Origin of the sequence: Brachybacterium sp. YJGR34 (assembly GCF_003347015.1) — a bacterium.
GTDB lineage: Bacteria > Actinomycetota > Actinomycetes > Actinomycetales > Dermabacteraceae > Brachybacterium.
In genome coordinates this window covers 312,072-337,826 of sequence record NZ_PNFB01000002.1, presented here as the reverse complement: position 1 = coordinate 337,826, position 25,755 = coordinate 312,072, and the positions used below count along the sequence as shown (strand labels likewise).

The following is a 25,755-nucleotide window of genomic DNA, read 5'->3' as shown; positions in this document are numbered from 1 at the left end:
GAGCCGCTCCGGACGAGGTCACGGACCAGCCTCGAACGTGGTGATCGAGTCGTCCTCCCGGACCCCGTCGATCATCGCCTGCTCTGCGGCGCGCAGGGCGGCCGCGTCGGTGTCCCCCTTGAGGAAGCTGGTCCAGTTGGTGATCGAGTCCGCACCCAGCCCGTACCAGTCCGAGAAGTTGTAGGTGAAGACGTTCTCGCCGGCGGCCTGGATCATGGCGTTCGCCGAGGCGAGGGCCGTCGACCCGAAGCCGTCCTCGGGGACGGTGTCGCGGATGACCGAAGGCGCCTTGGTGAGCTCGACGAAGTTCGCCGCCATCTCCTTGGAGAGCATGATCCGCAGGAACTCGGCACCGCCCGCGGGATTCTCGCCGCCGGAGGGCACGAAGAACTGCTCCGCCGCGGTCCCGTGGAAGGCCTCGTGAGGCATCGCGCTCCCCGCCAGGGACGGGACCGGCGCACCGGTCATCGCATAGCCCTCGGGGGTGACGTCCGCCTGCTCGTTCTCGATCCAGGAGCCGGAGGGGTAGAACACCGAACTGCCGTTCACCCAGTTGGTCTGGGCATCGGTGTGCTTGATGCCCTCGCCGCCGGGTTCGAAGTACCCTGCCTCGACCGCGGCCTCGAGGGCGTCGTACGCCTGGACGACGGCCTCCTGCTCGAAAGCCCCCTCCTCGAGGTTGTCGATCGCCGTCAGCACCTCGGGACCACCGAGCTTGGCGGCCATCGACAGGGCCATCTCCTGGTAGTAGTTCGAGGCGTTCTGCCCGCCGTAGGAGAACAGATAGCGCCCCTCTCCCTTGACGGTCTCCCCCAGCGCCATGAGGTCCTCCCAGGTCTCCGGGACGCTCCACCCCTTCTCCTCGAACTCCGTGGCCGAGTACCACAGGGCGAACACCGTGTAGACGTAGTTCATGCCGAGGAAGGCGCCGTTGAACATGCCAGGCGTGGTCGCGCCGGCCAGGAGGTTCTCCTCGACGGTGCCCTCCGCGTCGACCATCGGGGCGGCGAGCAGGTCGGAGAGGTCCGCGACCTGCGGGATCAACCCGTCGATCGGGAGCTTCTGGGCACCGGAGTTGTCGAAGACGTCCGGCGGGGTGCCGCCGGCGAACTGCGGCTGCAGATCCTGCTGGATGTTGACCGTCGCGGTGACCTCGACGGCCGCCTCCGGATGGAGCTCCATGTACTTCTCGCCCGCGGACTCCGCGTACTCCGTGCCGTAGCCGCCGTCGAAGATGACCGCGGAGACCGGAGCGGCCTCGTCGACCCCCAGCGGATTCTGGTCCGAGACCTCGCCCTCTCCGCTGACGGAGCCGCCGTCGTCGCCCTCGTCCCCGCTTCCGCCCCCGCCTCCGGCGCAGGCCGCGAGGACGCCCGCCCCGGCGCCGGCGCCGGCAAGGGCCAGGAAGCTCCGACGAGAGGCGCCCAGACGCTCCAGCGGGGTCATGTCGTCCCTGTGCATGCTCATGGAGTCCTCTTCCGTCGTCGCAAGGATCGGGGGGCGCGTCGTCGACACCGGCCCCACGTGTGTCCCACACCACACTACGCCGCATTCGCCCGTTTCCGGTGCATGCCCGGCCACGTCGACGTCACGGTTCGGTCACCCGTGCGGAGCGCCCGGCGATCGCCGGGAGATCCTCATGGAACATCCGGGCATCGCCCAGGCGATTCGGCGTCCGCTGGATTACGGTGGTCCCCATGAGCCAGCCTCCCCAGACGCCCCAGAACGCCTCGCCGCTGACCGCGCGGCTGTACGACCTCGAATACCCGAGGTCCCTCGGCGTCTACAGCACCTATCAGGAGGTGCAGTCCGTGGTGGACACGCTGGCGGATCGCCAGTTCCCCGTGCAGAGCACGCTGATCGTGGGCACCGACCTCAAGCTCATGGAGCGGGTCACCGGGCGTCGGACCTGGCCGCGCGTGATCTCCCAGGGCGTGCTCTCCGGGCTCTGGATGGGTCTCTTCTTCGGCCTCCTGCTGCTGCTCATCACGCCGGGCAACCTCATGATCGTGCTGACCAGCATCCTGATGGGCATCGTGTTCTTCACCGTCTGGTCCGTGATGGGCTATGCGATGACGGGCGGCAAGCGCGACTTCACCTCGATGACCGCGACGATCCCGATGCAGTACGAGCTGCTGGTCGAGCACAAGCACGCCGATCAGGCGCGCCGCATCCTCGCCGAGACCGGTGCCGTGCCGGCCCGTCCGGTGCCGGCGGCTCCTGCGCCGGGGTATCCGCAGTCCGCACCTGGGCAGCCCAGCCCCGGGCAGCACGCCCACGGACAGTACGGCGCTCCCGCATCGCCGGTGCAGCCGGGTCAGCCGGATCCGGGCCAGCAGGCGCCGCAGCAGCAGGGCCACGGCCGGCCGTGGCAGCAGGCCATGGCCCCCGCACCGCAGCAGGAGCAGAGCACGCCCTCGCAGGGCACGGCGGAGGAGGCGTCGCGTCCGCATCGACCCTCGTACGGACAGCCGGCGACCCCCGCCGCTCCCCCGGCCGCTGCCGGCGAGGGTGCGCCCCATGCTCGCCCCACCTACGGCCAGCCCGCGCCGACGTCGCCCTCGGCGGGCGACCAGGATCGCGGCGCCGAGGGCTGACCTCCGGTTCCGAGCGCTGCACCGCGCACTCCCTCGGCCCCCGTCCCGCACTCCGCGGCACGGGGGCCGCGTCGTCTCCGCGGCCCATGAGGAGGCACCGTGCAAGGAGGCGCGGCACGACGGGCCCGCGAGGGGCGACAGGCCGCGAGGCTACGGGCGTCCGCGGCCCGGTGGCACACCGACGACAAGGGCGTCCGTGACGATCACTGTCGAAATACGGACAGGCAGCGCGCATAGGGGCCTGCCTGTCCGTATTTCGACAGTGATCGCACAGGGCCGCCGCCCGCCCCACGCAGCTCGTCGTCAGCGCGCAGCCAGCGCCGGCGGGGAATGCGGGGCCGGCGGGATACGCGGCCAGCGGGACGCACGAGCCCTTCCGGGCATGCGAGAGGGCCCCGCACCGGAATCCGGTGCGGGGCCCTCTGTGCGCGCAGCGCGCGTCAGGGATGCGGGGTCTCCCCCGCGGCGATCACTTGGTGATCTTGGTGACGCGGCCGGAGCCCACGGTGCGGCCACCCTCACGGATGGCGAAGCCGAGGCCCTCCTCCATGGCGATGGGCTGGATCAGCTCGACCGCCATCTCGGTGTTGTCGCCGGGCATGACCATCTCGGTGCCCTCGGGCAGCGTGATGACGCCGGTGACGTCGGTGGTCCGGAAGTAGAACTGCGGACGGTAGTTCGAGTAGAACGGGTTGTGACGGCCGCCCTCGTCCTTGGACAGGATGTAGACCTGCGCCTCGAAGTTGGTGTGCGGGGTGATGGTGCCGGGCTTGGCCACGACCTGGCCGCGCTCGACGTCCTCACGCTTGGTGCCACGCAGGAGCAGACCGCAGTTCTCGCCGGCCCACGCCTCGTCCATCTGCTTGTGGAACATCTCGATGCCGGTGACCGTGGTCTTCTGCGGCTCGCGGATGCCCAGGATCTCGATCTCGGAGTTGATCGCGAGCTTGCCGCGGTCGACCTTGCCGGTGACGACGGTGCCACGACCCTGGATCGTGAAGACGTCCTCGATCGGCATGAGGAACGGCTGGTCGAGGTCGCGGACCGGGTCCGGGATCGACGCGTCGACGGCCTCCATGAGGTCCTCGACGGCCTTGACCCACTTCTCGTCGCCCTCGAGCGCCTTGAGAGCGGAGACCTGGATGACCGGCGCGTCCTCGTCGAAGCCCTGCGAACCGAGCATCTCGCGGACCTCCATCTCGACGAGCTCGAGGATCTCCTCGTCGTCGACCATGTCGGCCTTGTTCAGCGCGGCGAGCAGGTAGGGGACGCCGACCTGCTTGGCGAGCAGAACGTGCTCACGGGTCTGGGCCATCGGGCCGTCGGTGGCGGCGACCACGAGGATGGCGCCGTCCATCTGCGCCGCACCGGTGATCATGTTCTTCACGTAGTCGGCGTGGCCCGGGGCGTCGACGTGCGCGTAGTGGCGCTTGTCGGTCTCGTACTCGATGTGCGAGACGTTGATCGTGATGCCGCGCTGCTTCTCCTCGGGCGCGTTGTCGATCTGGTCGAAGTCACGCTTCTGATTGACCTCGGGGAACTTGTCGTACAGAACCTTCGAGATCGCGGCGCTCAGCGTGGTCTTGCCGTGGTCGACGTGACCGATGGTGCCGATGTTGACGTGCGGCTTGGTCCGCTCGAACTTGGCCTTCGCCATGATGGTGTCCTCCTAGGACTTCTAATCGTGGTACTGCTGGATCGGGATCGGATCCCACCCGTGAGGGTGGAGCTCCGAGGGGGAACGATGGGGAGAGCAGGAGAAGGAGCCTACCCGCTCTCCCCGGTTCCTCACTCGCCCCGGGTCTTCGCGACGATCTCGTCCGCGATGCTGGACGGGACCTCCGCGTAGCTGTCGAACTGCATGGTGTACATCGCCCGGCCCTGGGTCTTGGACCGCAGGTCCCCGACATAGCCGAACATCTCCGACAGCGGGACGAGAGCACGGACGATCTTGACCCCGCTCGCGTCCTCCATCGACTGGACCTGACCTCGCCTGGAGTTCAGGTCGCCGATGACATCTCCCATGTAATCCTCCGGCGTGCGGACCTCGACGTCCATGAGGGGCTCGAGGATGACCGGCTGCGCCTTGCGCAGGGCCTCCTTGGCCGCCATGGAGCCGGCGATCTTGAACGCCATCTCGGAGGAGTCGACGTCGTGGTACGCGCCGTCGAGCAGGGACGCCTTGACGTTCACCACCGGGTAGCCGGCGATGATGCCGGACTCCAGGGCGTCCTGGATGCCCGCGTCCACGCTCGGGATGTACTCGCGCGGGATGCGACCGCCGGTGACCTTGTTCTCGAACTCGTAGAACACGCCCTCCTCGGCGTCCTCCAGAGGACCGAAGGTGAGCTGCACCTTCGCGAACTGGCCGGAACCACCGGTCTGCTTCTTGTGGGTGAAGTCGTACTTCTCCACGACGCGCTTGATGGTCTCGCGGTAGGCGACCTGGGGCTTGCCGATGTTCGCCTCGACGTTGAACTCGCGGCGCATGCGGTCCACGAGGATGTCGAGGTGCAGCTCGCCCATGCCCTTGATGACGGTCTGGCCCGTCTCCTCGTCGAGCTCCACCTGGAAGGTCGGGTCCTCCTTGGCGAGCTTCTGGATGGCCACACCCAGCTTCTCCTGGTCGCCCTTGGTCTTGGGCTCGATGGCCACGGAGATCACGGGCTCCGGGAAGGTCATCGACTCCAGCTGGATCGGGTTCGTCGAGTCCGTGAGGGTGTCACCGGTGGTGGTGTCCTTCAGGCCGATGAACGCGTAGATGTGGCCCGCGAAGGCCTCCTCCACCGGGTTCTCCTTGTTGGAGTGCATCTGGAACAGCTTGCCGACGCGCTCCTTCTTGCCGGTGGTGGCGTTGAGGATCTGCTCGCCCTGCTTGACCTGGCCGGAGTAGACGCGCACGTAGGTCAGCGACCCGAAGAACGGGTGCGCGGCGACCTTGAAGGCGAGGCCCGAGAAGGGCTCGTCCCAGTCCGGCTTGCGGGTGAGCTCGACGGACTCGTCGTTCGGCTTGTGGCCGACCATCGGGGGCACGTCGATCGGGGAGGGCAGGTAGTCGATGACGCCGTCGAGCATGGGCTGGACGCCCTTGTTCTTGAAGGCGCTGCCGCAGAAGACCGGGTAGGCCTCGGAGTTGACGGTCAGGTGGCGGATGCCGGACTTGAGCTCGTCGACGGAGAGGTCGCCCTCCTCGAGGTACTTGTCCATGAGCTCCTCGGAGCTCTCGGCGACGTCCTCGACCAGCTTGGCGCGGTACTCGTCGACGGTGTCCTGCAGCTCGGCGGGGATCGGGATCTCCCGCTGCCACTGGCCCAGCGACGGATCGCCCTTCTTGGAGTTGATGACGGCCATGTCCTCCTCGAGGACCTCCGGCCAGTCGTACGCCTTCATCTCGACCAGGTCGACGACGCCGGTGAACTCGTTCTCCGCACCGATCGGGACCTGCATGACCAGCGGCTTCGCACCGAGGCGCTCGATGATGGTCTTGACGGTGAAGAAGAAGTCGGCGCCCAGCTTGTCCATCTTGTTGACGAAGCAGATGCGGGGGACGTCGTACTTGTCGGCCTGGCGCCAGACGGTCTCCGACTGGGGCTCCACGCCCTCCTTGCCGTCGAACACCGCGACGGCGCCGTCGAGCACGCGCAGCGAGCGCTCCACCTCGACGGTGAAGTCGACGTGGCCGGGCGTGTCGATGATGTTGATCTGGTTGTCGTGCCAGTAGCAGGTCGTCGCGGCCGACGTGATCGTGATGCCGCGCTCCTTCTCCTGGTCCATCCAGTCCATCGTGCCGGCACCGTCGTGGGTCTCGCCCATCTTGTAGTTCACGCCGGTGTAGAAGAGGATGCGCTCGGTCGTGGTGGTCTTGCCGGCATCGATGTGAGCCATGATGCCGATGTTGCGGACCTTGTTCAGGTCGCTGAGCACTTCGAGTGCCACGGGCTTGTGCCTTTCTGGAGAACGGTCCTGGGAGAGGTGCCGGAGGGCGGCGAGCGGGACCCGCTCACGAGGAGCGGGTCCCGCCTGCACTCACCAGCGGTAGTGCGCGAAGGCCCGGTTGGACTCGGCCATCTTGTGGGTGTCCTCGCGACGCTTGACCGCGGCGCCGAGGCCGTTGGAGGCGTCGAGGATCTCGTTCATCAGGCGCTCGGTCATCGTGTTCTCGCGGCGGGCGCGGGAGTAGCTGACCAGCCAGCGCAGCGCCAGCGTGGTGGCACGGCCGGGCTTGACCTCGATCGGGACCTGGTAGGTCGCACCGCCGACGCGGCGGGAGCGGACCTCGAGGGAGGGACGGATGTTGTCCAGCGCCTTCTTGAGGGTGACGACCGGATCCTGGCCGTTCTTCTCCCGGGCGCCCTCGAGGGCCCCGTAGACGATCCCCTCGGCGACGGTCTTCTTGCCGTCCAGAAGGATCTTGTTGATGAGCTGGGTGACGATCGGCGAGCCGTAGACGGGGTCGACGACGAGCTGGCGCTTGGGAGCGGGGCCCTTACGAGGCATTACTTCTTCTCCTTCTTCGCGCCGTAGCGGGAGCGCGCCTGCTGGCGACCCTTGACGGACTGGGTGTCCAGCGCGCCGCGGACGATCTTGTAGCGGACACCGGGGAGGTCCTTCACACGACCGCCGCGGACCAGCACGATGGAGTGCTCCTGGAGGTTGTGGCCCTCGCCGGGGATGTACGCGGTGACCTCGACGCCGGTGGAGAGCTTCACGCGCGCGATCTTGCGCAGCGCGGAGTTCGGCTTCTTGGGGGTCTGGGTGTAGACGCGCGTGCAGACACCGCGGCGCTGGGGCGAACCCTTGAGCGCGGGCGTCTTCGAGGCGGAGGACTTGGCGTCCCGCCCCTTGCGCACCAACTGCTGAATAGTGGGCACAGCTTCTCTTCCTTGTCAGCCCTCGACGCTGTTCGCACCGAAGGATCAACATCTTCGACCGTTCGCACGGTCGGCGACCCGATGCGCCGCTCCCAGGCCCGGGAGAGCTCGGCGGATCGACCCGCCCGTCAGGTGATGGCACCTGCCGGGCGTCCGGGGGGACCGTGATCGGCGCCCGGGGGACGGAGGCCGGGCCCGGCCGGCCGTCCCGTAATCGGGCACGCCGCAAGGATCCGCTCCTCGCGGGGGACGTCCCCCGCCTCCACCCGAAGGGGCGGCGGGTCTGTCCCAGCTCACGACCAGAGGGCACTCCGGACGCATCCGCAGTCTACTGAGCGGCGATGCACGGGGTCAAAGCTTCCTCCGGGTTCCGACGCAGATCACATGACGCCGCGTGGCGATCTGTTTGCCCCGCACGGTGCCGGCGGGGTAGACGACCCCTCCCCTGGAAGCACGACGAGCGCGCCGCAGCAGTGCGGCGCGCTCGTCGGAGCGGTGCGGACCGGTGGCCCGCAGGTGGTGTCAGCGGATCAGCGGATCCCCAGCTTCGAGGTGCAGGCGGGCCATGCGCCCCAGCCCTGGCCGGCCTGGACCTTCTTGGCCACCGCGATCTGCTGCTCGCGGGTGGCCTGGTGCGCCACCGGGGCGTACTGCCCGCCGCCGAAGGCGAGCCAGGTCGACTTGGTGAACTGCAGACCGCCGGAGAAGCCGTTGCCGGTGTTGATCGACCAGTTGCCGCCGGACTCGCACTGGGCGAGACGATCCCACACGGAGCCGTCGGAGACGGACGGGGCGGAGGCGCCGCCGCCGGAGCTCTCGGAGGAGCTGGACTCCTCGGCCTCGGAGGAGTCGGAGCTCTCGCTCTCGGAGGAGCTGGACTCCTCGCTCGGGGCCGACTCGCGCTCGGTGCTGCGGTTGGAGCGGCTCTCGGAGCGCTGCTCGCTGGACGAGGAGCTCTCCTCCTGCGGCTCGGGCTCCGGCTCGGGCTCCGGCTTGGGCTTGGTGCCCTCGGCGACGACCTCGGTCACCGGCTCGGTGACGACCTCCTCGGAGACCAGCTCCGACTCGGTGACCTCGCCGTCGACGGTGGTCTCGGCGTAGACCTTCTCCGTGGAGCCGACCTTGCCCTCGGTCGTGGTCTTCGTGGTGCCCTCGAGCAGGGAGTCGTCCTCGACGGTCTTCGTCTCGTACGGGATCTCCTCGGTCTCCGTGCGCTCGCGCTCGCGCACGCGCTGGACGGTGTGGGTGGCGCCGTCCTCGAGCAGGGTGTCGCGATCGACGTCGGCGGTGTCGGTGTCCTCGATGTCGCCGAGCACCTTCTCCATCGCCTCGCCCACGGTGAGGGCGGTGACCTCGAAGGTGTCCTGGCCGCGCTGGCCCACGAAGGTGACGGTCTTGCGGGTGACGATCTCGACCGTGTCCTCGACCTCGTCGAGCTCGGTCTCCGGCGCCGGGGTGACGGCGGCGCCCTCGGTCGGGTAGTCGACCTCCTCGAGCGCATCGGCGACGGTGTCACCGGTGGTGAGCACCTCCTGCTCGGTGCCGTCGACGGTCACGGTGACCGGGGTGCGCTGGACGACCTGGATGGTCATGCCGTCGGTGACGGTCTCGTCCAGGCCCGGCAGGACCAGATCCGTGTCGCTGAGCTCGATGCCCTGCGCCTCGAGCAGCTCGGCCACCGTCGGCTGGGAGAAGATGCGCACGGACGACTCCTCGCCGTGCACGGTGATCTCGGCCTGGTTCGAGATGGCGTACGCCGTCCCGCCGCCGCCGACGGCCACGACGCATACGGTCGCCGCGCCGATGATCCACGGAGTCTTCTTCACTGGTCCACCTGTATCTCTGCCGCGGTCGCGCGGCGATCGTGTCATTGCCTGAGCGTCGGGCCCCGCCGGGCGGGGCCTGCAGCTCCGGCACGCGCGCTCCCTCGGTCGCGAGGGGCAGCAGGAAGGATGCATGGGAACTGCTCGAGCCATCGTTCCGCCTGCGGCGGCAGCACGTAAGGGGCCCAGGCAGACTTTGGACAAGGCGCCAAGAGCTCTTTACCCTCCCGTGAATGTCCAGGTCCGACACGTCACAGCTGGGGGCCGACCAGGGGCCTGCAGGGTGGTCCACGCCATGGCCGTCGCGCACAGCGGGGCCGGGCCGAGCCGGCTCCGGACGGCCCGAGGGGCGGCCCCATCGCAGGATGGGACCGCCCCTCGGGACGCTCGGCCGCCGCGCGCGGCGGCCGTCATCGGCTCAGCGGAAGTCCGTGCGGAACGGATCGGCGTAGTCGATGTCGTCCAGGTTGACCGCGCCGGTCTGGCCGAAGCCGGAGAAGTCCAGCTCGTCGTAGCCGGGCACCTGGTACATCTGAGCCTTCGCCTCGTCGGTGGGCTCGACCGCGATGTGGCGGAACCGCGCCAGGCCAGTGCCGGCGGGGATGAGCTTGCCGATGATGACGTTCTCCTTGAGCCCCATGAGCGAGTCGCTCTTGCGGTTCAGGGCGGCCTCGGTGAGCACGCGGGTGGTCTCCTGGAAGGAGGCCGCCGAGAGCCACGACTCGGTCGCCAGGGAGGCCTTGGTGATGCCCATCAGCTCCGGGCGCCCGGACGCCGGCTGGCCGCCCTCGGAGAGGACCCGACGGTTCTCCCGCTCGAAGGTGACGCGCTCGGCGAAGTCGCCGGGCAGCAGACCGGTGTCGCCGGACTCGATGACCGTCACGCGACGGAGCATCTGGCGCACGATGACCTCGATGTGCTTGGCGTGGATGTCCACGCCCTGGCTGATGTACACCTTCTGGACCTCGTCCACCAGGTGCTGCTGGACGGCCCGGGGGCCGAGGATGCGCAGCACCTGCTTGGGATCGACGGAGCCCTGGGTGAGCTGCTGACCCACCTCGACATGGTCGCCGTCGGCGATCAGCAGGGTGACGCGCTTGGAGACGGTGTAGGACACCGGGTCCGAGCCGTCGTCCGGGGTGACCGTGATCCGACGCTGCTTGTCGTTCTCCTCGACCTCGGCGCGGCCGGCGAACTCGGTGATCGGCGCGAAGCCGGCCGGGGTGCGGGCCTCGAAGAGCTCCTGCACACGCGGCAGACCGTGCGTGATGTCGCCGTCGGCGCTGGCCACACCACCGGAGTGGAAGGTACGCATGGTCAGCTGGGTGCCGGGCTCGCCGATGGACTGGGCCGCGACGATGCCCACGGCCTCGCCGATGTCGACCAGCTGGCCGGTCGCGAGCGAGCGGCCGTAGCACTGGGCGCAGGTGCCCACCGCGGAGTCGCAGGTCAGCACGGAGCGGATCTTGATCGTGCGCACACCGGCCGCGACCAGCTTCTCGATCTGGACGTCGCCCACATCGGTTCCGGCCGGGGCCGCCTCCTCGCCGTCGGCGCCGATGGCCGCGGTGGCCAGGACACGTCCGTAGGCGGTGGACTCGACGTGCTCGTGCGTGCGCAGCTCGCCCGCCTCGTCCACGGCGATCGGGATGACCAGGCCCTTGGTGGTGCCGCAGTCGTCCTCGCGGACGATGACGTCCTGCGAGACGTCCACCAGACGACGGGTCAGGTAGCCCGACTGCGCGGTCTTCAGCGCCGTGTCCGCGAGGCCCTTGCGGGAGCCGTGCGAGGCGATGAAGTACTCCAGGACCGAGAGCCCCTCCTTGTAGTTGGAGAGGATCGGGCGCGGGATGATCTCGCCCTTCGGGTTGTTCACCAGACCGCGCATACCGGCGATCTGACGGATCTGCATCCAGTTGCCTCGAGCGCCCGAGTCCACCATGCGGTAGATGGTGTTGGTCCGCTCGAAGTTCTCCCGCATCGCCTGGTCGACCTCGTTGGTCGCCTCGGTCCAGATGTCGATGAGCTCCATGTTGCGCTCGGTCTCGGAGACCAGACCGAGGTCACGGTTCTCCTGGACCTGGGCGGCCTTCGCCTCGAACCGGGCGATGATCTCCGCCTTGTTCGGCGGGGTGACGACGTCGGACAGCGCGAAGGACGCGCCCGAGCGGGTCGACCACGAGAAGCCGTAGGCCTTCAGGGCGTCCAGCGACGCGGCCACCTGGCCCTTGTCGTAGCGCTCCGCGAGCGCGTTGACGATGCCGCCCAGACGCTTCTTGCCGACCTGGCCCTGCACGAACGGGAAGTCGACCGGCAGGGTCTCGTTGAACAGCACGGTGCCCAGGGTGGTCTTCAGCAGGACCGGGTCGCCCTCGGTCCAGCCCTCCGGGGCCTCCCAGTCGCTCGGCGGCACCAGATCCGTGAACCGGATCGTCACCGGAGCGTTGAGGTGGAGCTCGTCGCGGTCGTGGGCCATGATCGCCTCAGCCTCGGAGGCAAAGAGGCGTCCCGCGCCGGTGACCTCGTCGCGCACCGTGGTGAGGTGGTACAGACCGATGATCATGTCCTGGGCGGGCATGGTCACGGGGCGGCCGTCGGACGGCTTGAGGATGTTGTTGCTCGAGAGCATGAGGATGCGGGCCTCGGCCTGCGCCTCCGCGCTCAGGGGCAGGTGCACGGCCATCTGGTCGCCGTCGAAGTCCGCGTTGAACGCGGCGCAGACCAGCGGGTGCAGATGGATGGCCTTGCCCTCGACCAGCTGCGGCTCGAAGGCCTGGATGCCCAGACGGTGCAGGGTGGGTGCACGGTTCAGCAGCACGGGGTGCTCGGTGATGACCTCTTCGAGGACGTCCCACACCTCGGGGCGCGCCCGCTCGACCATCCGCTTGGCGGCCTTGACGTTCTGGGCGTGCGAGAGCTCGACCAGGCGCTTCATGACGAAGGGCTTGAACAGCTCGAGCGCCATGCCCTTGGGCAGACCGCACTGGTGCAGGCGCAGCTGCGGGCCGTTGACGATGACGGAGCGGGCGGAGTAGTCCACGCGCTTGCCCAGCAGGTTCTGGCGGAAACGGCCCTGCTTGCCCTTGAGCATGTCCGAGAGCGACTTCAGCGGGCGGTTGCCCGGTCCGGTGACCGGGCGGCCGCGGCGACCGTTGTCGAACAGCGAGTCGACCGACTCCTGCAGCATGCGCTTCTCGTTGTTCACGATGATCTCGGGCGCGCCGAGGTCCAGCAGCCGCTTGAGGCGGTTGTTGCGGTTGATCACGCGGCGGTACAGGTCGTTGAGGTCGGAGGTCGCGAAGCGACCGCCGTCCAGCTGCACCATCGGACGCAGGTCCGGGGGGATCACCGGGACGGCGTCCAGCACCATGCCCACGGGCGAGTTGGTGGTGGACAGGAACGCGGAGACGACCTTGAGGCGCTTGAGCGCACGGGCCTTCTTCTGCCCCTTGCCGGTGGCGATGACCTCGCGGAGCGTGACCGCCTCGGCCTCGAGATCGAAGTCCTGCAGCCGGCGCTGGAGCGCCTCGGCGCCCATGCCGCCCTCGAAGTAGGTGCCGTAGCGGAGCTTCATCGCGCGGTAGAGCTGCTCGTCGCCCTCGAGGTCGGCGACCTTGAGCGACTTGAAGCGGTCCCACACGCGGGTGATGCGCTCGATCTCGCCGTCGTACTTCTTGCGCAGCTGGGCCTGCTCGCGCTCGGAGGAGTCGCGGACCTTGCGCTTCGCATCGGCCTTGGCGCCCTCCTCCTCGAGCTGGGCGAGGTCCTTCTCCGCGGAGACGGCGCGCTGGTTGATCGCGGCGTCGCGCTCGTTCTCGAGCTCCTTGACCTCGAGGTCGAAGCGGGCCTGCAGATCGGGCATGTCCTCGTGGCGGGCCTGGTCGTCCACCGAGGTGATCATGTACGCGGCGAAGTAGATGATCTTCTCGAGATCCTTCGGCGCGAGGTCCAGCAGGTAGCCGAGACGGCTCGGCACGCCCTTGAAGTACCAGATGTGGGTGACCGGGGCGGCGAGCTCCACGTGACCCATGCGCTCACGGCGCACGGAGGACTTGGTGACCTCCACGCCGCAGCGCTCGCAGACGATGCCCTTGAAGCGGACGCGCTTGTACTTGCCGCAGTAGCACTCCCAGTCCCGGGTGGGGCCGAAGATGCGCTCGCAGAACAGGCCGTCCATCTCGGGCTTCAGGGTGCGGTAGTTGATGGTCTCGGGCTTCTTGACCTCGCCGTGGGACCAGCCGCGGATGTCATCGGCGGTGGCGAGGCCGATGCGCAGCTCATCGAAGGTGTTGACGTCGAGCACAGGTGTCCTTCTCTCGATCGGAAGTCGTGGTGTCTGAGGGAACGGGGGGTCGAGGGCGGGGCCGGGAGCCGCGGGTCATCGCGCGTGCGCGCTCTCCTCGCGGGCTCCCGGTCCCCGGTCCGTCAGACCTCTTCGATGGAGCCGACGCCCTCGTGGGGCCGGCGGGACAGGTCGATGCCGAGCTCCTCCGCGGCGCGGAAGACCTCCTCGTCGCTCTCCTGGACCTCCTGGGCGGTGCCGTCGCTGGACAGCACCTCCACGTTCAGGCACAGCGACTGCATCTCCTTGAGCAGCACCCGGAACGACTCGGGGATCCCGGGCTCGGGGATGTTCTCGCCCTTGACGATGGCCTCGTAGACCTTCACGCGACCGGAGATGTCGTCGGACTTGATGGTCAGCAGCTCCTGCAGGGCGTACGCGGCGCCGTAGGCCTCGAGGGCCCACACCTCCATCTCGCCGAAGCGCTGGCCGCCGAACTGGGCCTTGCCGCCCAGCGGCTGCTGCGTGATCATCGAGTACGGGCCGGTGGAGCGCGCGTGCAGCTTGTCGTCCACCAGGTGGTGGAGCTTGAGCATGTACATGTAGCCCACGGAGATCGGGTCCGGGAACGGCTCGCCGGAGCGACCGTCGAACAGGCGCGCCTTGCCGCTCTCCTTGATCATCCGCTCGCCGTCGCGGTTGGGACGGTGGTTGGCGATCAGGCCGGTGACCTCGTCGGCGGTGAGGCCGTCGAAGACCGGGACGGCCACGGGGGTGCCGGGCTCGCCGTGCAGCGCGGCCTCGGGCAGCTCCGAGAACGTCGGATCGTCGCCGTCGAGGTCCCAGCCGGACTTGGCCACCCAGCCCAGGTGGGTCTCCATGACCTGGCCGATGTTCATACGGCCGGGCACGCCCATCGGGTTGAGGATGATGTCGATCGGGGTGCCGTCCTCCAGGAAGGGCATGTCCTCGACCGGCAGGATCTTCGCGATGACGCCCTTGTTGCCGTGGCGTCCGGCGAGCTTGTCGCCGTCGGTGATCTTGCGCTTCTGGGCCACGTACACGCGGACCATCTCGTTGACGCCGGTGGGGAGGATGTCCCCGTCCTCGTCATCGGTGAACACGCGCACGCCGATGACGGTGCCCGACTCGCCGTGGGGGACGCGCAGCGAGGTGTCGCGCACCTCTCGGGCCTTCTCGCCGAAGATGGCGCGCAGCAGGCGCTCCTCCGGGGTCAGCTCCGTCTCGCCCTTGGGGGTGACCTTGCCGACCAGGATGTCGCCCGGCTCGACCTCGGCGCCGATGCGGATGATGCCGCGCTCGTCGAGATCGGCCAGCACGTCGTCGCCGACGTTCGGGATGTCCCGGGTGATCTCCTCCTTGCCCAGCTTGGTGTCGCGGGCGTCGACCTCGTGCTCCTCGATGTGGATCGAGGTGAGGACGTCGTCCTGGACCATCCGCGAGGACAGGATGATGCCGTCCTCGTAGTTGTGGCCCTCCCAGGACATGAACGCGACCAGCAGGTTCTTGCCGATGGAGAGCTCGCCCTGATCGGTGGAGGGGCCGTCGGCCAGGATCGAGCCGGCCTCGACCCGATCGCCCTCGTCGAAGAGCACGCGCTGGTTGTAGGAGTTGCCGGCGTTGGAGCGCTGGAACTTCCCGATCGGGTAGGTCTGACGGGTGCCGTCGTCGGCCATCACCATGATGAGGTCCGCCGACAGCTCCTCGATGACGCCGCCCTTCTGGGCCACGATGACGTCGCCCGCGTCGACCGCGGCGCGACGCTCCATGCCGGTGCCGACCAGCGGCATCTCGGCCTTGAGCAGCGGCACCGCCTGGCGCTGCATGTTCGAGCCCATGAGCGCACGGTTGGCATCGTCGTGCTCGAGGAAGGGGATCATCGCGGTGGCGACGGAGACCATCTGGCGGGCGGAGACGTCCATGAAGTCGACGTCGGCCGCGTCGACCAGGTCCGGCTCGCCGCCGGCGAGACGCACCAGCACCTGCTCCTCGACGAAGCGGCCGTCCTCACCGATCTTCGCGTTGGCCTGCGCGATGATGTGACGGTCCTCGTCGTCCGCGGTGAGGTAGACGATCTCGTCGGTCACGAGGCCGCCGGTGACCTTGCGGTACGGGGTCTCGATGAAGCCGAAGGGGTTGATGCGGGCGAAGGTCGCCAGCGAGCCGATCAGACCGATGTTCGGACCCTCAGGGGTCTCGATCGGGCACATGCGGCCGTAGTGCGACGGGTGGACGTCACGGACCTCCATGCCGGCGCGGTCACGGGAGAGGCCGCCCGGGCCCAGCGCCGAGAGGCGGCGCTTGTGCGTCAGGCCCGACAGCGGGTTGTTCTGGTCCATGAACTGCGAGAGCTGGGAGGTTCCGAAGAACTCCTTGATCGCCGCGGTGACCGGACGGATGTTGATCAGGGTCAGCGGGGTGATCGCCTCGACGTCCTGCGTGGTCATGCGCTCGCGGACGACGCGCTCCATGCGGGACAGGCCCGTGCGGACCTGGTTCTGGATCAGCTCGCCGACGGCGCGGATGCGACGGTTGCCGAAGTGGTCGATGTCGTCGGTCTCGACGCGGACGGTGCGGCCGTCGGAGCTGGTGTACTCCGAGACGCCGTCGTGCAGCGCGACGATGTACTTGATCGTGGAGACGATGTCCTGGAGGCGGAGCGTGGACTCCGACAGGCTGCCCTCGAGACCGAGCTTCTTGCCGATCTTGTAGCGGCCGACCTTCGCGAGGTCGTAGCGCTTGTCGTTGAAGTAGAGGTTGTTGAGCATCGCCTCGCCCGCATCGCGCGTGGGCGGCTCGCCCGGACGCTGCTTGCGATAGATGTCGATGAGCGCCTCGTCCTGCGAGGAGATGCGATCCTTCTCGAGGGTCGAGCGCATCGACTCGAACTCGCCGAACTCCTCGAGGATGTCGCTGTGGGACAGGCCCAGCGCCTGCAGCAGCGTGGTCACGGACTGCTTGCGCTTGCGGTCGATGCGCACGCCGACCTGATCGCGCTTGTCGACCTCGAACTCGAGCCAGGCACCGCGCGAGGGGATGACCTTGGCGGAGAAGATGTGCTTGTCGCTGGTCTTGTCGATGCTCTCCTCGAAGTACACGCCCGGGGAGCGGACCAGCTGGGAGACGACGACGCGCTCCGTGCCGTTGATGATGAAGGTGCCCTTGCCGGTCATGAGCGGGAACTCGCCCATGAAGACCGTCTGGGTCTTGATCTCGCCGGTCTCGTTGTTCATGAACTCCGCGATGACGTACAGCGGAGCGGCGTAGGTGAGGTCCTTCTCCTTGCACTCGTCGACCGTGTACTTCGGGTCGTCGAAGGTGTGGTCCCGGAAGGACAGCGACATGTTGCCGGCGAAGTCCTCGATCGGGGAGATCTCCTCGAGGATGTCGGCCAGACCAGAGGTCTGCGGGACGTCCTCGCGTCCGGCGGAGGCGGCCTCAGCGGCCCGCTCCTGCCAGCGCTCGTTGCCCAGCAGCCAGTCGAACGAGGTGGTCTGCAGACTCAGCAGATCCGGGACGTCGAGAGGGTCGCCGAGCTTCGCGAAGGTCACGCGAGGAGAGGCGGTGCGAAGTGCGATGTCGGTGGTGCGATCGGTGCTCGAGGCAGCCAAGGGGGGTCCTTCCACAGGCCGATGACGGAATCCCAGGCGCGGTGGACACCCCTCGGTGAGCGGAGCAGGCAACGTGATGAGACGGAGCGGCAGGACCGACGGGGAGACACACAGCGCAAGGACCGAGCATACACAAGATCGCGGATGGACGCAAGCGCCGCGGCGCGGCGGGTCCATCCGCGTCGGCCGCTATATGCCTGGCGCGGGGTTCTCCCGGTGCTCCCTGCCCGTCTGGCTCGACCGCCCCGATGGTGGACTCACACCGGGGACGCGCGGCAGGAACAGCTCCGTACGGGAAAAAGAATGGACGAAACCGTTCCGCGAGTCAAGCGGGAGGGGGTGGCGCCGGGGTGTCGCGCCACGTCAGGAGCCGTCCCACCGCGCCGAAGGGTCCGAGCCCGGCGGCCCCGCCCGCGTCCGGGCATGCAGAAGGGCCGCCCCGCTGCTGCGGGACGGCCCTTCGGGGGCAGTGCGACTGCCGTCAGGTGAGGCGCGCGCCGCGGCGCGCGCCGGAGATCACTTGACGGAGATGGTCGCGCCGGCCTCCTCGAGCTTCGCCTTGGCGGCCTCGGCGTCGTCCTTCTTGACGGCCTCGAGGACCGGCTTGGGGGCCTCGTCGACGAGCGCCTTCGCCTCCTTCAGACCGAGCGAGGTGAGGGCGCGCACCTCCTTGATGACGGCGATCTTGGCGGAGCCGGCGGACTCGAGGATGACGTCGAACTCATCCTTCTCCTCCTCGGGCTCGGCCTCGGCACCGGCACCGGCGCCACCGGCGGCGGCGACGGCCACGGGGGCGGCGGCGGTGACGTCGAAGACATCCTCGAACTGCTTCACGAACTCGGAGAGCTCGATGAGGGACATCTCCTTGAAAGCTTCGATGAGCTCGTCGTTGCTGAGCTTCGCCATGGTGGCGTTCCTTCCTGTTGGTGGGACCTGCGTCCCTGCGGTGTCAGGCGGCGCATTCGCGCCAGGTCATGCGATCCGTGCGCTCCGGCCGGAGCCCACGGGGGACAGCGCTGAGGCTGTGGTGCAGCAGGACAGAGCCGTGAGGCTCAGGCCTCCTGCTTGGCCCGCAGCGCGTCCACGGTGCGCGCCGTCTTGGACAGCGGCGCCGCAAACACTGCGGCGGCCTTGGACATCGACGCCTTCATGGCGCCGGCGGCCTTGGCCAGCAGGACCTCGCGGGACTCGAGGTCCGCGAGCGTCTGGACGTCCTCCTTCGAGAGCAGCTTGCCCTCGAAGTAGCCGGACTTGACCACGAGGCTGTCGTGGGTCTTGGCGAAGTCACGCAGAGCCTTCGCAGGCTCCACCGGCTCACCCTTGATGAAGGCGATGGCGGTCGGCCCGCTGAGCGTGCCGTCGAACACGTCGATGCCGGCCTCGCGGGCGGCGATCTCCGTGAGCGTGTTCTTCACCACGGCGTAGGTCGTCTCGGAACCCAGCGCGCGACGGAGCTCCTGGAGCTCCCCCACGCTGAGCCCGCGATACTCGGTGATGACAGCGGCGTCGGATGCACGGAACAGCTCCGTGATCTCGGCGACGGCGTCCACCTTTTCGGGGTTCGCCATGGCCCTCCTTCCAGAGGTCTCTCGCCGCCGGGTGAGGACATCCAGGTACAGGAAAGGCCTCGACACGCAGGTGTCGAGGCCTCGATCGCACACTCGTCCCCAGGGACCCGGCTGACGCCGGACGGGGCACGACCGTGCGAGGGTCGCTTCGTCACCTACGCAGGCCCTCCCCATGGGGAGATCTTCGGTCGCTCTCGGGGTCGAGCGCGACGACCGGCGGTCTTCGGTGATCTCAGCCTAGCCCAGGCGAGGTCGCCGGCGCCATGGTGCGAACGGCGGTCTCCGTCACATCGGCGGGCAGGTCGCTGCGGCGCAGGGTGAGGAGTGAGGGCACGGGTACAGCGTAGGGCGCAACGGCAGCGCCCCGCCCACCAGGACGGTGGGCGGGGCGCTGCGTGGTCGCGGGGCCGATCAGGCCTCGTCGGTGTCCTCGAGGAGGTTGCGCGTGCGGTTCACGTCGATCGGGATGCCCGGGCCCATGGTGGTGGACACGGTGATCTTCGTGATGTAGCGGCCCTTCGAGGCGGAGGGCTTCAGTCGCAGGATCTCGTCCAGCGCCGCGACGTAGTTCTCGACCAGCTGCTGGTCGGTGAAGGAGACCTTCCCGACGATGTAGTGCAGGTTGGCCGCACGGTCGGTGCGGAACTCGATCTTGCCGCCCTTGATGTCGGACACGGCCTTGGCGGTGTCCATGGTGACGGTGCCGGTCTTGGGGTTCGGCATGAGGCCGCGGGGGCCGAGCACGCGGCCCAGCTTGCCCACCTTGCCCATGAGGTTCGGCGTGGCCACGGCCGCGTCGAAGTCGGTCCAGCCGCCGGCGACCTTCTCGATGAGGTCGTCGTCGCCGACCTCGTCGGCGCCCGCCTCGAGAGCGGCGTCGGCCTGCGCGCCGGTCGCGAAGACGATCACGCGGGAGCTCTTGCCGGTGCCGTTGGGCAGGTTGACGGTGCCGCGCACCATCTGGTCCGCCTTGCGGGGGTCCACGCCCAGGCGCATCGAGACCTCGACCGAGGCATCGAACTTCGCCGGCGAGGACTGCTGGGCCAGACGCAGCGCGTCCAGCGGGGAGTAGGTGCGCCCCTGCTCGATCTTGGCGGCGCCGTCCTTGTAAGCCTTGCTACGGAATGCCATCTGTCTCAGCCCTCCACCGTGATGCCCATGGAACGAGCGGTGCCGGCGACGATCTTCGCCGCGGCCTCGATGTCGTTCGCGTTCAGATCAGGCATCTTGGTCTCCGCGATCTCGCGGACCTGCGCCTGGGTGATCGTGCCCACCTTGTCGGTGTGCGGCGTCGCGGAGCCCTTCTGGAGGCCGGCGGCCTTCTTGATGAGCTCAGCGGCCGGCGGAGTCTTCGTGATGAAGGTGAACGAGCGATCCTCGTAGACCGAGATCTCGACCGGGATGATGTTGCCCCGCTGATCGGCGGTGCGATCGTTGTAGGCCTTGACGAACTCCATCATGTTCACGCCGGCGGCGCCGAGCGCGGGACCCACGGGCGGCGCAGGGGTGGCCTGGCCGGCCTGGATCTGGAGCTTGATGACGCTCGTGATCTTCTTCTTGGGAGCCATTGCTCTCTTCCTGTTCTGTCGTGGTACGGGCGGAGCTCATCATGCGCTCCTCCCACATGCGGACCCGTCCGCGCGGGGCGGCGGGGTCCGGTGCGACGCTACCTGCGCGCCGCGGCGGCGTCGACCCGGATCAGAGGTGATCCTGGTCGTACTGGCGCGACGCGAGGCCGCGCGCCGCTCAGATCTTGGCGACCTGGTCGAAGCCGAGCTCGACCGGGGTCTCGCGTCCGAAGATGGACACCAGGACCTGAAGCTTCTGGGACTCCGCATGGATCTCGGAGATGGAGGCCGGCATCGTCTCGAACGGACCGTCCATGACGGTGACGGACTCGCCGACGTGGAAGTCGGGGACCTTCTGCGCGGGAGCGGACTTGGCGGAGGAGCCGCCCGAGGACCGCTTCTTCTCCGGCAGGCCGACGGACGGCGCGAGCAGCGAGAAGATCTCGTCGAAGGACAGCGGGGTGGGGTCGGTGGCGTTGCCGACGAAGCCGGTCACACCCGGGGTGTCGCGCACCACGCGCCAGGACTCGGTGGTCAGGTCCATGCGCACCAGCACGTAGCCGGGCACGCGCACGCGCCGCACGATCTTCTTCTGGCCGTTCTTGACCTCGGTCGCGTCCTCCATCGGGACCTGGACCTCGAAGATGTAGTCCTCCATGTCCATGGTCTCGGTGCGCGTGGCCAGCTGGGACTTCACGCGGTTCTCGTGACCGGAGTAGGAGTGGACGACGTACCACTCGCCGAGGGCGGAGCGGAGGTGGAGCTTGAGATCGGCGACCGGATCGGACTCCGGCTCCTCCTCGGGCGCGGACGGAGCGGCCTCGGGGGCCTCGTCCTCGGCGGTCGACTCCTCGTCGGCGGCCTCGTCGTCGGCGGGGACCTCGTCCTCGGCGGCCTCCTGCTCGAGCTCCTGCTCCGGCGCGGCGGCGTCGAGCTCCTCGTCCTGGACCGGGGCGGCCTCGGACTGCGGGGACGCGGAGAACGACAGCGAGTCGTCGACGTCCGGGTAGGCGTCTTCGGGGGTGGAGGTCTGATCGCTCATCGGCGGGAACCTGCCTTCCTGGCGGCGTGGGTCTGTACGGTCACGGTGCAGTCTGCGGGACGGGCCGGGCTCGGACTCACACGTCGGGGACCGTGAACGCGATCCGGGCGAGCCAGCTGAACACGGCGTCGAGGCCGAAGATCAGCAGGATCATGACGATGACGAACAGCAGGACCGTGACCGAGTACAGGAGCAGCTCCCGACGGGTCGGGACCACGACCTTCCTGAGCTCTGCGATGACCTGGCGCACGAACAGACCGATGGCCAGGAACGGGTTCGAGGACCCGGAGCCCTGGTCGCCGCCGCGGGTGGGCGACGACGGGGCGTTCTGGCTGGAGTTCACGGGGAGGCTGTCCGATCTCGTCGAGGTCATCCGCATCCGGCCGGGTGACCCCGGCCGGATCGGCAGGGCAGACAGGGCTCGAACCTGCAACCTGCGGTTTTGGAGACCGCTGCGCTACCAATTGCGCCACTGCCCTTCACGAGGGACGACCCTCGTCCGGTCTCGCCGGACCGCCCCGGAGGACGGCCGAGCTTCTGACCAGCGACCAGCATACAAGCCGCGGGGACCTGGGGCGAATCGAGAGGCGTCAGATCACATCACCGCCGCCTCCCGGGCTCGGCCCGCCCGGCTCCGCCGACCCTCACGGCCTGCGCTCCCGCCGCCCGGCCGGGCCGTGGGACCACTCCTGTCCGAGGAGCGTTCTGCCTGGCACGAGGCGGAGAGCTCTGTCACCATAGGCGGGTGAGTACCGACGACGCCACCCCCCGCAGCCCCCGTCCCGCCCCCCTCTCCTCCGGGCGTGCCCGCATCTCGCAGCGCATCGGGGCGATCGAGCCCTCGGCGACCCTCGCCGTCGATGCCACCGCGAAGGCGCTGAAGGCGGCCGGTCGACCCGTCATCGGCTTCGGCGCCGGCGAGCCGGACTTCCCGACCCCTCAGCACATCGTGGACGCCGCCGTCGAGGCCGCGCAGGATCCCCGCAACCACCGCTACTCCGCGACCCCGGGGCTGCCGGAGCTGCGCCAGGCGCTGGCCGAGGCGTTCTCCGGGACCACCGGGCTGAGCATCGAGCCGGCGCAGGTCCTCGTCACCAACGGCGGCAAGCAGGCGGTCTTCCAGACCTTCGCGACCCTGCTGGACCCGGGCGACGAGGTGCTGCTGCCCGCCCCGTACTGGACCACGTACCCCGAGGCGATCCGGCAGGCCGGCGCGACCGAGGTCCCCGTGCTGGCGGGCGCCGACCAGGGATACCTCCCGGCCGTCGCCCAGCTCGAGGCGGCCCGCACCGAACGCACCCGCGCGCTGGTGCTCTGCTCCCCCTCGAACCCCACCGGCGCCGTCCTGGCCCCGGAGCAGATCGAGGAGATCGGGCGCTGGGCGCTCGAGCACGGACTCTGGGTGATCACCGACGAGATCTACCACTCCCTCACCTACGACGGCGTCCCCTTCACCTCGGTCCTGCGGGCCGTTCCCGAGCTCGCCGAGACCACGGTCCTGCTGGGCGGCGTGGCGAAGTCCTTCGCGATGACCGGCTGGCGCGTGGGCTGGATGGTGGGCCCGGTCGACGTCATCAAGGCGACGACCAACCTGCAGTCGCATCTCACCTCCCACGTCAACAACATCGCCCAGCACGCCGCCCTCGCGGCGGTCACCGGTCCCACCGAGCCCGTCGAGCAGATGCGCGAGGCCTTCGACCGCCGCCGTCGGCTGATCGTCGCGAAGCTCTCCGAGGTGCCGGGCTTCACCGTGCCCACCCCCACCGGCGCGTTCTACGTGTTCCCGGACGTCTCCGGAGCGCTGGGCCGGGAGATCCGTGGCAAGCAGGTCGCCACCTCGACCGATCTGGCCACCGTGATCCTGGAGGAGGCGGAGGTCGCCGCCGTCCCCGGCGAGGCCTTCGGCGCCCCCGGGCACCTGCGCTTCTCCTACGCCCTCAACGACGACGACATCACCGAGGGCATCGACCGGGTCATCGCGCTGCTGTCCGAGTGACCGCGGACGGCGCACGATGACCGCCTCCGGCACGGGCCGTGACCTCGCGCAGCTGCCCAAGGCCCACCTGCACCTGCACTTCACGGGGTCGATGCGTCCGGCCACGCTGTGGGAGCTGGCCGCGGAGCGAGGCATCCGCCTCCCCCGCTCGCTCACCGACGACATCGCCCTGCAGGTCGAGCCGACCCATCGGGGCTGGTTCCGCTTCCAGCGGCAGTACGACACCGCCCGCGCGGTGGTCGACTCCGAGCAGGCGATGCGGCGGATCCTCCGGGAGGCGGTGGAGGACGACGCCGCCGAGGGCTCGGGCCGGCTCGAGTTGCAGGTGGACCCCACCAGCTACGCCCCCTTCGTGGGCGGTCTGACCCCGGCGCTCGAGATCGTGCTGGACGAGGCCGCGTCCGCCGGGCGGGAGTTCGGCGTGAGCGTGGGGATCGTCGTCGCCGCCTCCCGGACCCGGCATCCGATGGACGCCCGGACGCTCGCGCGCCTGGCGGCCCGGCACGCCGGGGCCGTGATCGGCTTCGGCCTCTCCAACGACGAGCGACGCGGTCTCACCGAGGAGTTCGCCCCGGCCTTCCGGATCGCGCGGGACGCGGGCCTGGCCTCCGTCCCCCACGGCGGGGAGCTGCTGGGGCCCGATCACGTCCGCGAGGTGGTCGACCATCTCGCGCCCGACCGGCTGGGGCACGGGGTGCGGGCGGCGGAGGATCCCGCGCTGCTGGAGCGGATCGTCGAGGCCGGGATCGGGCTCGAGGTGTGCCCGGCCTCGAACGCCTCGCTCGGCGTGGTCGGGACCGCGGAGCAGGTGCCGTTGCGGCCGCTGGTCGAGGCCGGCGCCCAGGTCGCCCTGGGTGCCGACGACCCGCTGCTGTTCAGCTCGCGCCTGCTGGATCAGTACGGGACCGCACGGCGCATGGGCTTCGACGACGCCGAGCTCGCGGAGCTCGCCGCCTCCTCGATCCGGATCTCCTCCGCCCCCGACGAGATCGCCGAGCGCCTGCTGGCCGGGGTGCGAGCGTGGCTCGCGGCCCCGCCGCCGGCCAACGAGGGCCACGTCGGCAGCTGATCACCCGAGCACGGCAGACCTCGATGTGAGGGCGAGCCCGAGGGCTCAGCGGTCCTGACCGGCCCCCTCCGAGGGCAGGGCGAGGAAGAACTCCGGCGCACCGAAGCCCCGCGCGGAGAACTCCTGCGCGATCGCCCCGGCGACGGACTGCGCCTGATCCGCCTCGACCAGGGCGATGGTCGAGCCGCCGAAGCCGCCGCCGGTCATCCGGGCCCCGTGGGCACCGGCGGCCCGGGCGGCATCGACCGCGGCATCGAGCGCGGGGACGGTGACCTCGTAGTCGTCGCGCAGGGAGTCGTGGGAGGCGTCGAGCAGGGCGCCGAGCCCGGCGACGTGCTCGCGCACCGTGCCGGCGCCCAGCAGCGCGTCGAACTCCTCGACCCGCCGGATCTCGGTGAGCACGTGGCGCGTACGCCGGCGCACCACCTCGTCGTCGATCCGCGCCAGCTGCGCCTCGAGGTCCTCTCCCCCAGCGTCGCGCAGGGTGGGCACGCCCAGCAGCTCGGCGGCGCGCTCGCTGTCCGCACGGCGCGCGGTGTACTCGCCGTCCACGTGGGAGTGCTCGGCCCGGGTGTCGGTGATCAGCAGGGCCAGGCCCTGCGCGGCGAGGTCCCACGGCACCGGTCGGGTGGAGAGGTCGCGGCAGTCCAGGAACAGGGCGTGGCCCTCGCGCGAGAGCACGGAGGCGGACTGGTCCAGACCGCCCGTGGAGGCGCCGGCGAACTCGGTCTCCGCGGTGATCGCGGCCCGCACCCGGTCCAGCGGGCCGGTGCCCAGCGACAGCAGCGCCTCGATAGCCTCGGCGGTCGCGCATTCCAGGGCCGCGGAGCTGGACAGGCCCGCGCCCAGCGGCACCTGCCCGTCGATCATGATGTCCATCCCGAGGGTCGAGGCCCCGGAGATGTAGGAACGCAGCGCCCACAGCACGCCGGCCACATAGGAAGGCCACCCGTCGACGGCCCCCGGGGCGAGCTCGCGGGCGTCGATGTCCAGCACGACCTCGCTCTGGGCCGAGCGCACGCGCAGGCGGTCGGTGGGCGTGCGCGCGGCGGCCGCGAAGCAGCGATGCGAGATCGCCATGGGCAGGCAGAGCCCGTCCTGGTAGTCGACGTGCTCGCCGATGATGTTCACCCGTCCGGGCGCGGACCACACTCCGTCGGGCGCATAGCCGAAGGACTCCGTGAAGAGGGTCTCGGCGCGCTCGGCGGCCGCGGAGCGCTCGGGCGCGGCGGACAGCACGGTCGCAGGGTCGGCGGCTGGGGACATGGGTGTTTCCTTCCAGGGCGGGTGAGGGCCGGGCCGCACGA

The 25,755-nt window shown here is 69.4% G+C and carries 18 protein-coding genes and 1 tRNA gene; 3 read left to right on the top strand and 16 right to left on the bottom strand.

Going from position 1 to position 25,755, the window contains the following annotated elements:
- Positions 1–18 precede the first annotated feature (18 nt).
- On the bottom strand, positions 19–1,467 hold the full coding sequence (gene ngcE / locus CXH06_RS03435; protein WP_114853743.1) for an N-acetylglucosamine/diacetylchitobiose ABC transporter substrate-binding protein: 1,449 nt from the start codon (positions 1,465–1,467) through the stop codon (positions 19–21).
- A gap of 230 nt (positions 1,468–1,697) precedes the next feature.
- Here ngcE and CXH06_RS18505 point away from each other — a divergent pair, with 230 nt between their 5' ends.
- Positions 1,698–2,597: a general stress protein gene (locus CXH06_RS18505; protein WP_232820176.1), complete on the top strand. Its 900-nt coding sequence runs from the start codon at positions 1,698–1,700 to the stop codon at positions 2,595–2,597.
- Between the two features lie 469 nt (positions 2,598–3,066).
- Here CXH06_RS18505 and tuf read toward each other — a convergent pair whose 3' ends face one another.
- From tuf to CXH06_RS03360, 14 genes are all read right to left on the bottom strand, one after another.
- Complete coding sequence (gene tuf, locus CXH06_RS03425) at positions 3,067–4,254, bottom strand: elongation factor Tu (protein ID WP_114853742.1); 1,188 nt, start codon at positions 4,252–4,254, stop codon at positions 3,067–3,069.
- Positions 4,255–4,385: 131 nt separating this feature from the next.
- Positions 4,386–6,533, bottom strand: a complete 2,148-nt coding sequence (gene fusA, locus CXH06_RS03420; protein WP_114853741.1) for an elongation factor G — start codon at positions 6,531–6,533, stop codon at positions 4,386–4,388.
- Between the two features lie 90 nt (positions 6,534–6,623).
- The gene (gene rpsG, locus CXH06_RS03415; RefSeq protein WP_114853740.1) at positions 6,624–7,094 is read right to left on the bottom strand and encodes a 30S ribosomal protein S7; all 471 of its coding nucleotides are present in this window, start codon (positions 7,092–7,094) and stop codon (positions 6,624–6,626) included.
- Complete coding sequence (gene rpsL, locus CXH06_RS03410) at positions 7,094–7,468, bottom strand: 30S ribosomal protein S12 (RefSeq protein WP_114853739.1); 375 nt, start codon at positions 7,466–7,468, stop codon at positions 7,094–7,096. Before rpsL ends, rpsG begins: the two co-directional genes overlap by 1 nt.
- 530 nt (positions 7,469–7,998) lie before the next feature.
- On the bottom strand, positions 7,999–9,294 hold the full coding sequence (locus CXH06_RS18750; RefSeq protein ID WP_114853738.1) for a resuscitation-promoting factor: 1,296 nt from the start codon (positions 9,292–9,294) through the stop codon (positions 7,999–8,001).
- Positions 9,295–9,709: 415 nt separating this feature from the next.
- Positions 9,710–13,594, bottom strand: coding sequence for a DNA-directed RNA polymerase subunit beta' (locus tag CXH06_RS03400; protein ID WP_114853737.1), 3,885 nt, complete (start codon positions 13,592–13,594; stop codon positions 9,710–9,712).
- Positions 13,595–13,716: 122 nt separating this feature from the next.
- On the bottom strand, positions 13,717–17,205 hold the full coding sequence (gene rpoB / locus CXH06_RS03395) for a DNA-directed RNA polymerase subunit beta (RefSeq protein ID WP_114853736.1): 3,489 nt from the start codon (positions 17,203–17,205) through the stop codon (positions 13,717–13,719).
- Positions 17,206–17,721: 516 nt separating this feature from the next.
- On the bottom strand, positions 17,722–18,111 hold the full coding sequence (gene rplL, locus CXH06_RS03390; protein WP_114853735.1) for a 50S ribosomal protein L7/L12: 390 nt from the start codon (positions 18,109–18,111) through the stop codon (positions 17,722–17,724).
- Positions 18,112–18,257: 146 nt separating this feature from the next.
- A complete protein-coding gene (gene rplJ / locus CXH06_RS03385) occupies positions 18,258–18,773 on the bottom strand; it encodes a 50S ribosomal protein L10 (protein WP_114853734.1) in 516 nt (171 codons plus the stop codon).
- Positions 18,774–19,184: 411 nt separating this feature from the next.
- Complete coding sequence (rplA, locus tag CXH06_RS03380; RefSeq protein ID WP_114853733.1) at positions 19,185–19,904, bottom strand: 50S ribosomal protein L1; 720 nt, start codon at positions 19,902–19,904, stop codon at positions 19,185–19,187.
- Positions 19,905–19,909: 5 nt separating this feature from the next.
- Positions 19,910–20,341 (bottom strand): 50S ribosomal protein L11, encoded by a 432-nt coding sequence (gene rplK / locus CXH06_RS03375; RefSeq protein ID WP_114853732.1) that lies wholly within the window; start codon positions 20,339–20,341, stop codon positions 19,910–19,912.
- A 178-nt stretch (positions 20,342–20,519) separates the two neighbouring features.
- A complete protein-coding gene (nusG, locus tag CXH06_RS03370; protein ID WP_114853731.1) occupies positions 20,520–21,383 on the bottom strand; it encodes a transcription termination/antitermination protein NusG in 864 nt (287 codons plus the stop codon).
- A 76-nt stretch (positions 21,384–21,459) separates the two neighbouring features.
- Complete coding sequence (secE, locus tag CXH06_RS03365; protein WP_369832966.1) at positions 21,460–21,756, bottom strand: preprotein translocase subunit SecE; 297 nt, start codon at positions 21,754–21,756, stop codon at positions 21,460–21,462.
- A gap of 33 nt (positions 21,757–21,789) precedes the next feature.
- Positions 21,790–21,862, bottom strand: a tRNA-Trp gene (locus CXH06_RS03360).
- Between the two features lie 266 nt (positions 21,863–22,128).
- On the opposite strand from CXH06_RS03360, the gene CXH06_RS03355 reads away from it, so the two are divergent.
- Both CXH06_RS03355 and CXH06_RS03350 read left to right on the top strand, forming a co-directional pair.
- Positions 22,129–23,379 (top strand): pyridoxal phosphate-dependent aminotransferase, encoded by a 1,251-nt coding sequence (locus CXH06_RS03355; protein ID WP_114853730.1) that lies wholly within the window; start codon positions 22,129–22,131, stop codon positions 23,377–23,379.
- 16 nt (positions 23,380–23,395) lie between these two features.
- Entirely contained in the window at positions 23,396–24,448 is a 1,053-nt protein-coding gene (locus CXH06_RS03350; RefSeq protein ID WP_114853729.1) for an adenosine deaminase, read from the top strand.
- Between the two features lie 45 nt (positions 24,449–24,493).
- Here the strand turns inward: CXH06_RS03350 and galK are convergent, their stop codons facing one another.
- On the bottom strand, positions 24,494–25,714 hold the full coding sequence (gene galK / locus CXH06_RS03345) for a galactokinase (RefSeq protein WP_114853728.1): 1,221 nt from the start codon (positions 25,712–25,714) through the stop codon (positions 24,494–24,496).
- Positions 25,715–25,755: the final 41 nt, after the last annotated feature.

Coding starts and splice junctions, on each gene's coding strand:
- ngcE (WP_114853743.1), bottom strand. CDS start 1,467: ATGAGCATGCACAGGGACGACATGACCCCGCTGGAGCGTCTGGGCGCC.
- CXH06_RS18505 (WP_232820176.1), top strand. CDS start 1,698: ATGAGCCAGCCTCCCCAGACGCCCCAGAACGCCTCGCCGCTGACCGCG.
- tuf (WP_114853742.1), bottom strand. CDS start 4,254: ATGGCGAAGGCCAAGTTCGAGCGGACCAAGCCGCACGTCAACATCGGC.
- rpsG (WP_114853740.1), bottom strand. CDS start 7,094: ATGCCTCGTAAGGGCCCCGCTCCCAAGCGCCAGCTCGTCGTCGACCCC.
- rplL (WP_114853735.1), bottom strand. CDS start 18,111: ATGGCGAAGCTCAGCAACGACGAGCTCATCGAAGCTTTCAAGGAGATG.
- rplJ (WP_114853734.1), bottom strand. CDS start 18,773: ATGGCGAACCCCGAAAAGGTGGACGCCGTCGCCGAGATCACGGAGCTG.
- rplA (WP_114853733.1), bottom strand. CDS start 19,904: ATGGCATTCCGTAGCAAGGCTTACAAGGACGGCGCCGCCAAGATCGAG.
- rplK (WP_114853732.1), bottom strand. CDS start 20,341: ATGGCTCCCAAGAAGAAGATCACGAGCGTCATCAAGCTCCAGATCCAG.
- nusG (WP_114853731.1), bottom strand. CDS start 21,383: ATGAGCGATCAGACCTCCACCCCCGAAGACGCCTACCCGGACGTCGAC.
- secE (WP_369832966.1), bottom strand. CDS start 21,756: ATGACCTCGACGAGATCGGACAGCCTCCCCGTGAACTCCAGCCAGAAC.
- CXH06_RS03350 (WP_114853729.1), top strand. CDS start 23,396: ATGACCGCCTCCGGCACGGGCCGTGACCTCGCGCAGCTGCCCAAGGCC.
- galK (WP_114853728.1), bottom strand. CDS start 25,714: ATGTCCCCAGCCGCCGACCCTGCGACCGTGCTGTCCGCCGCGCCCGAG.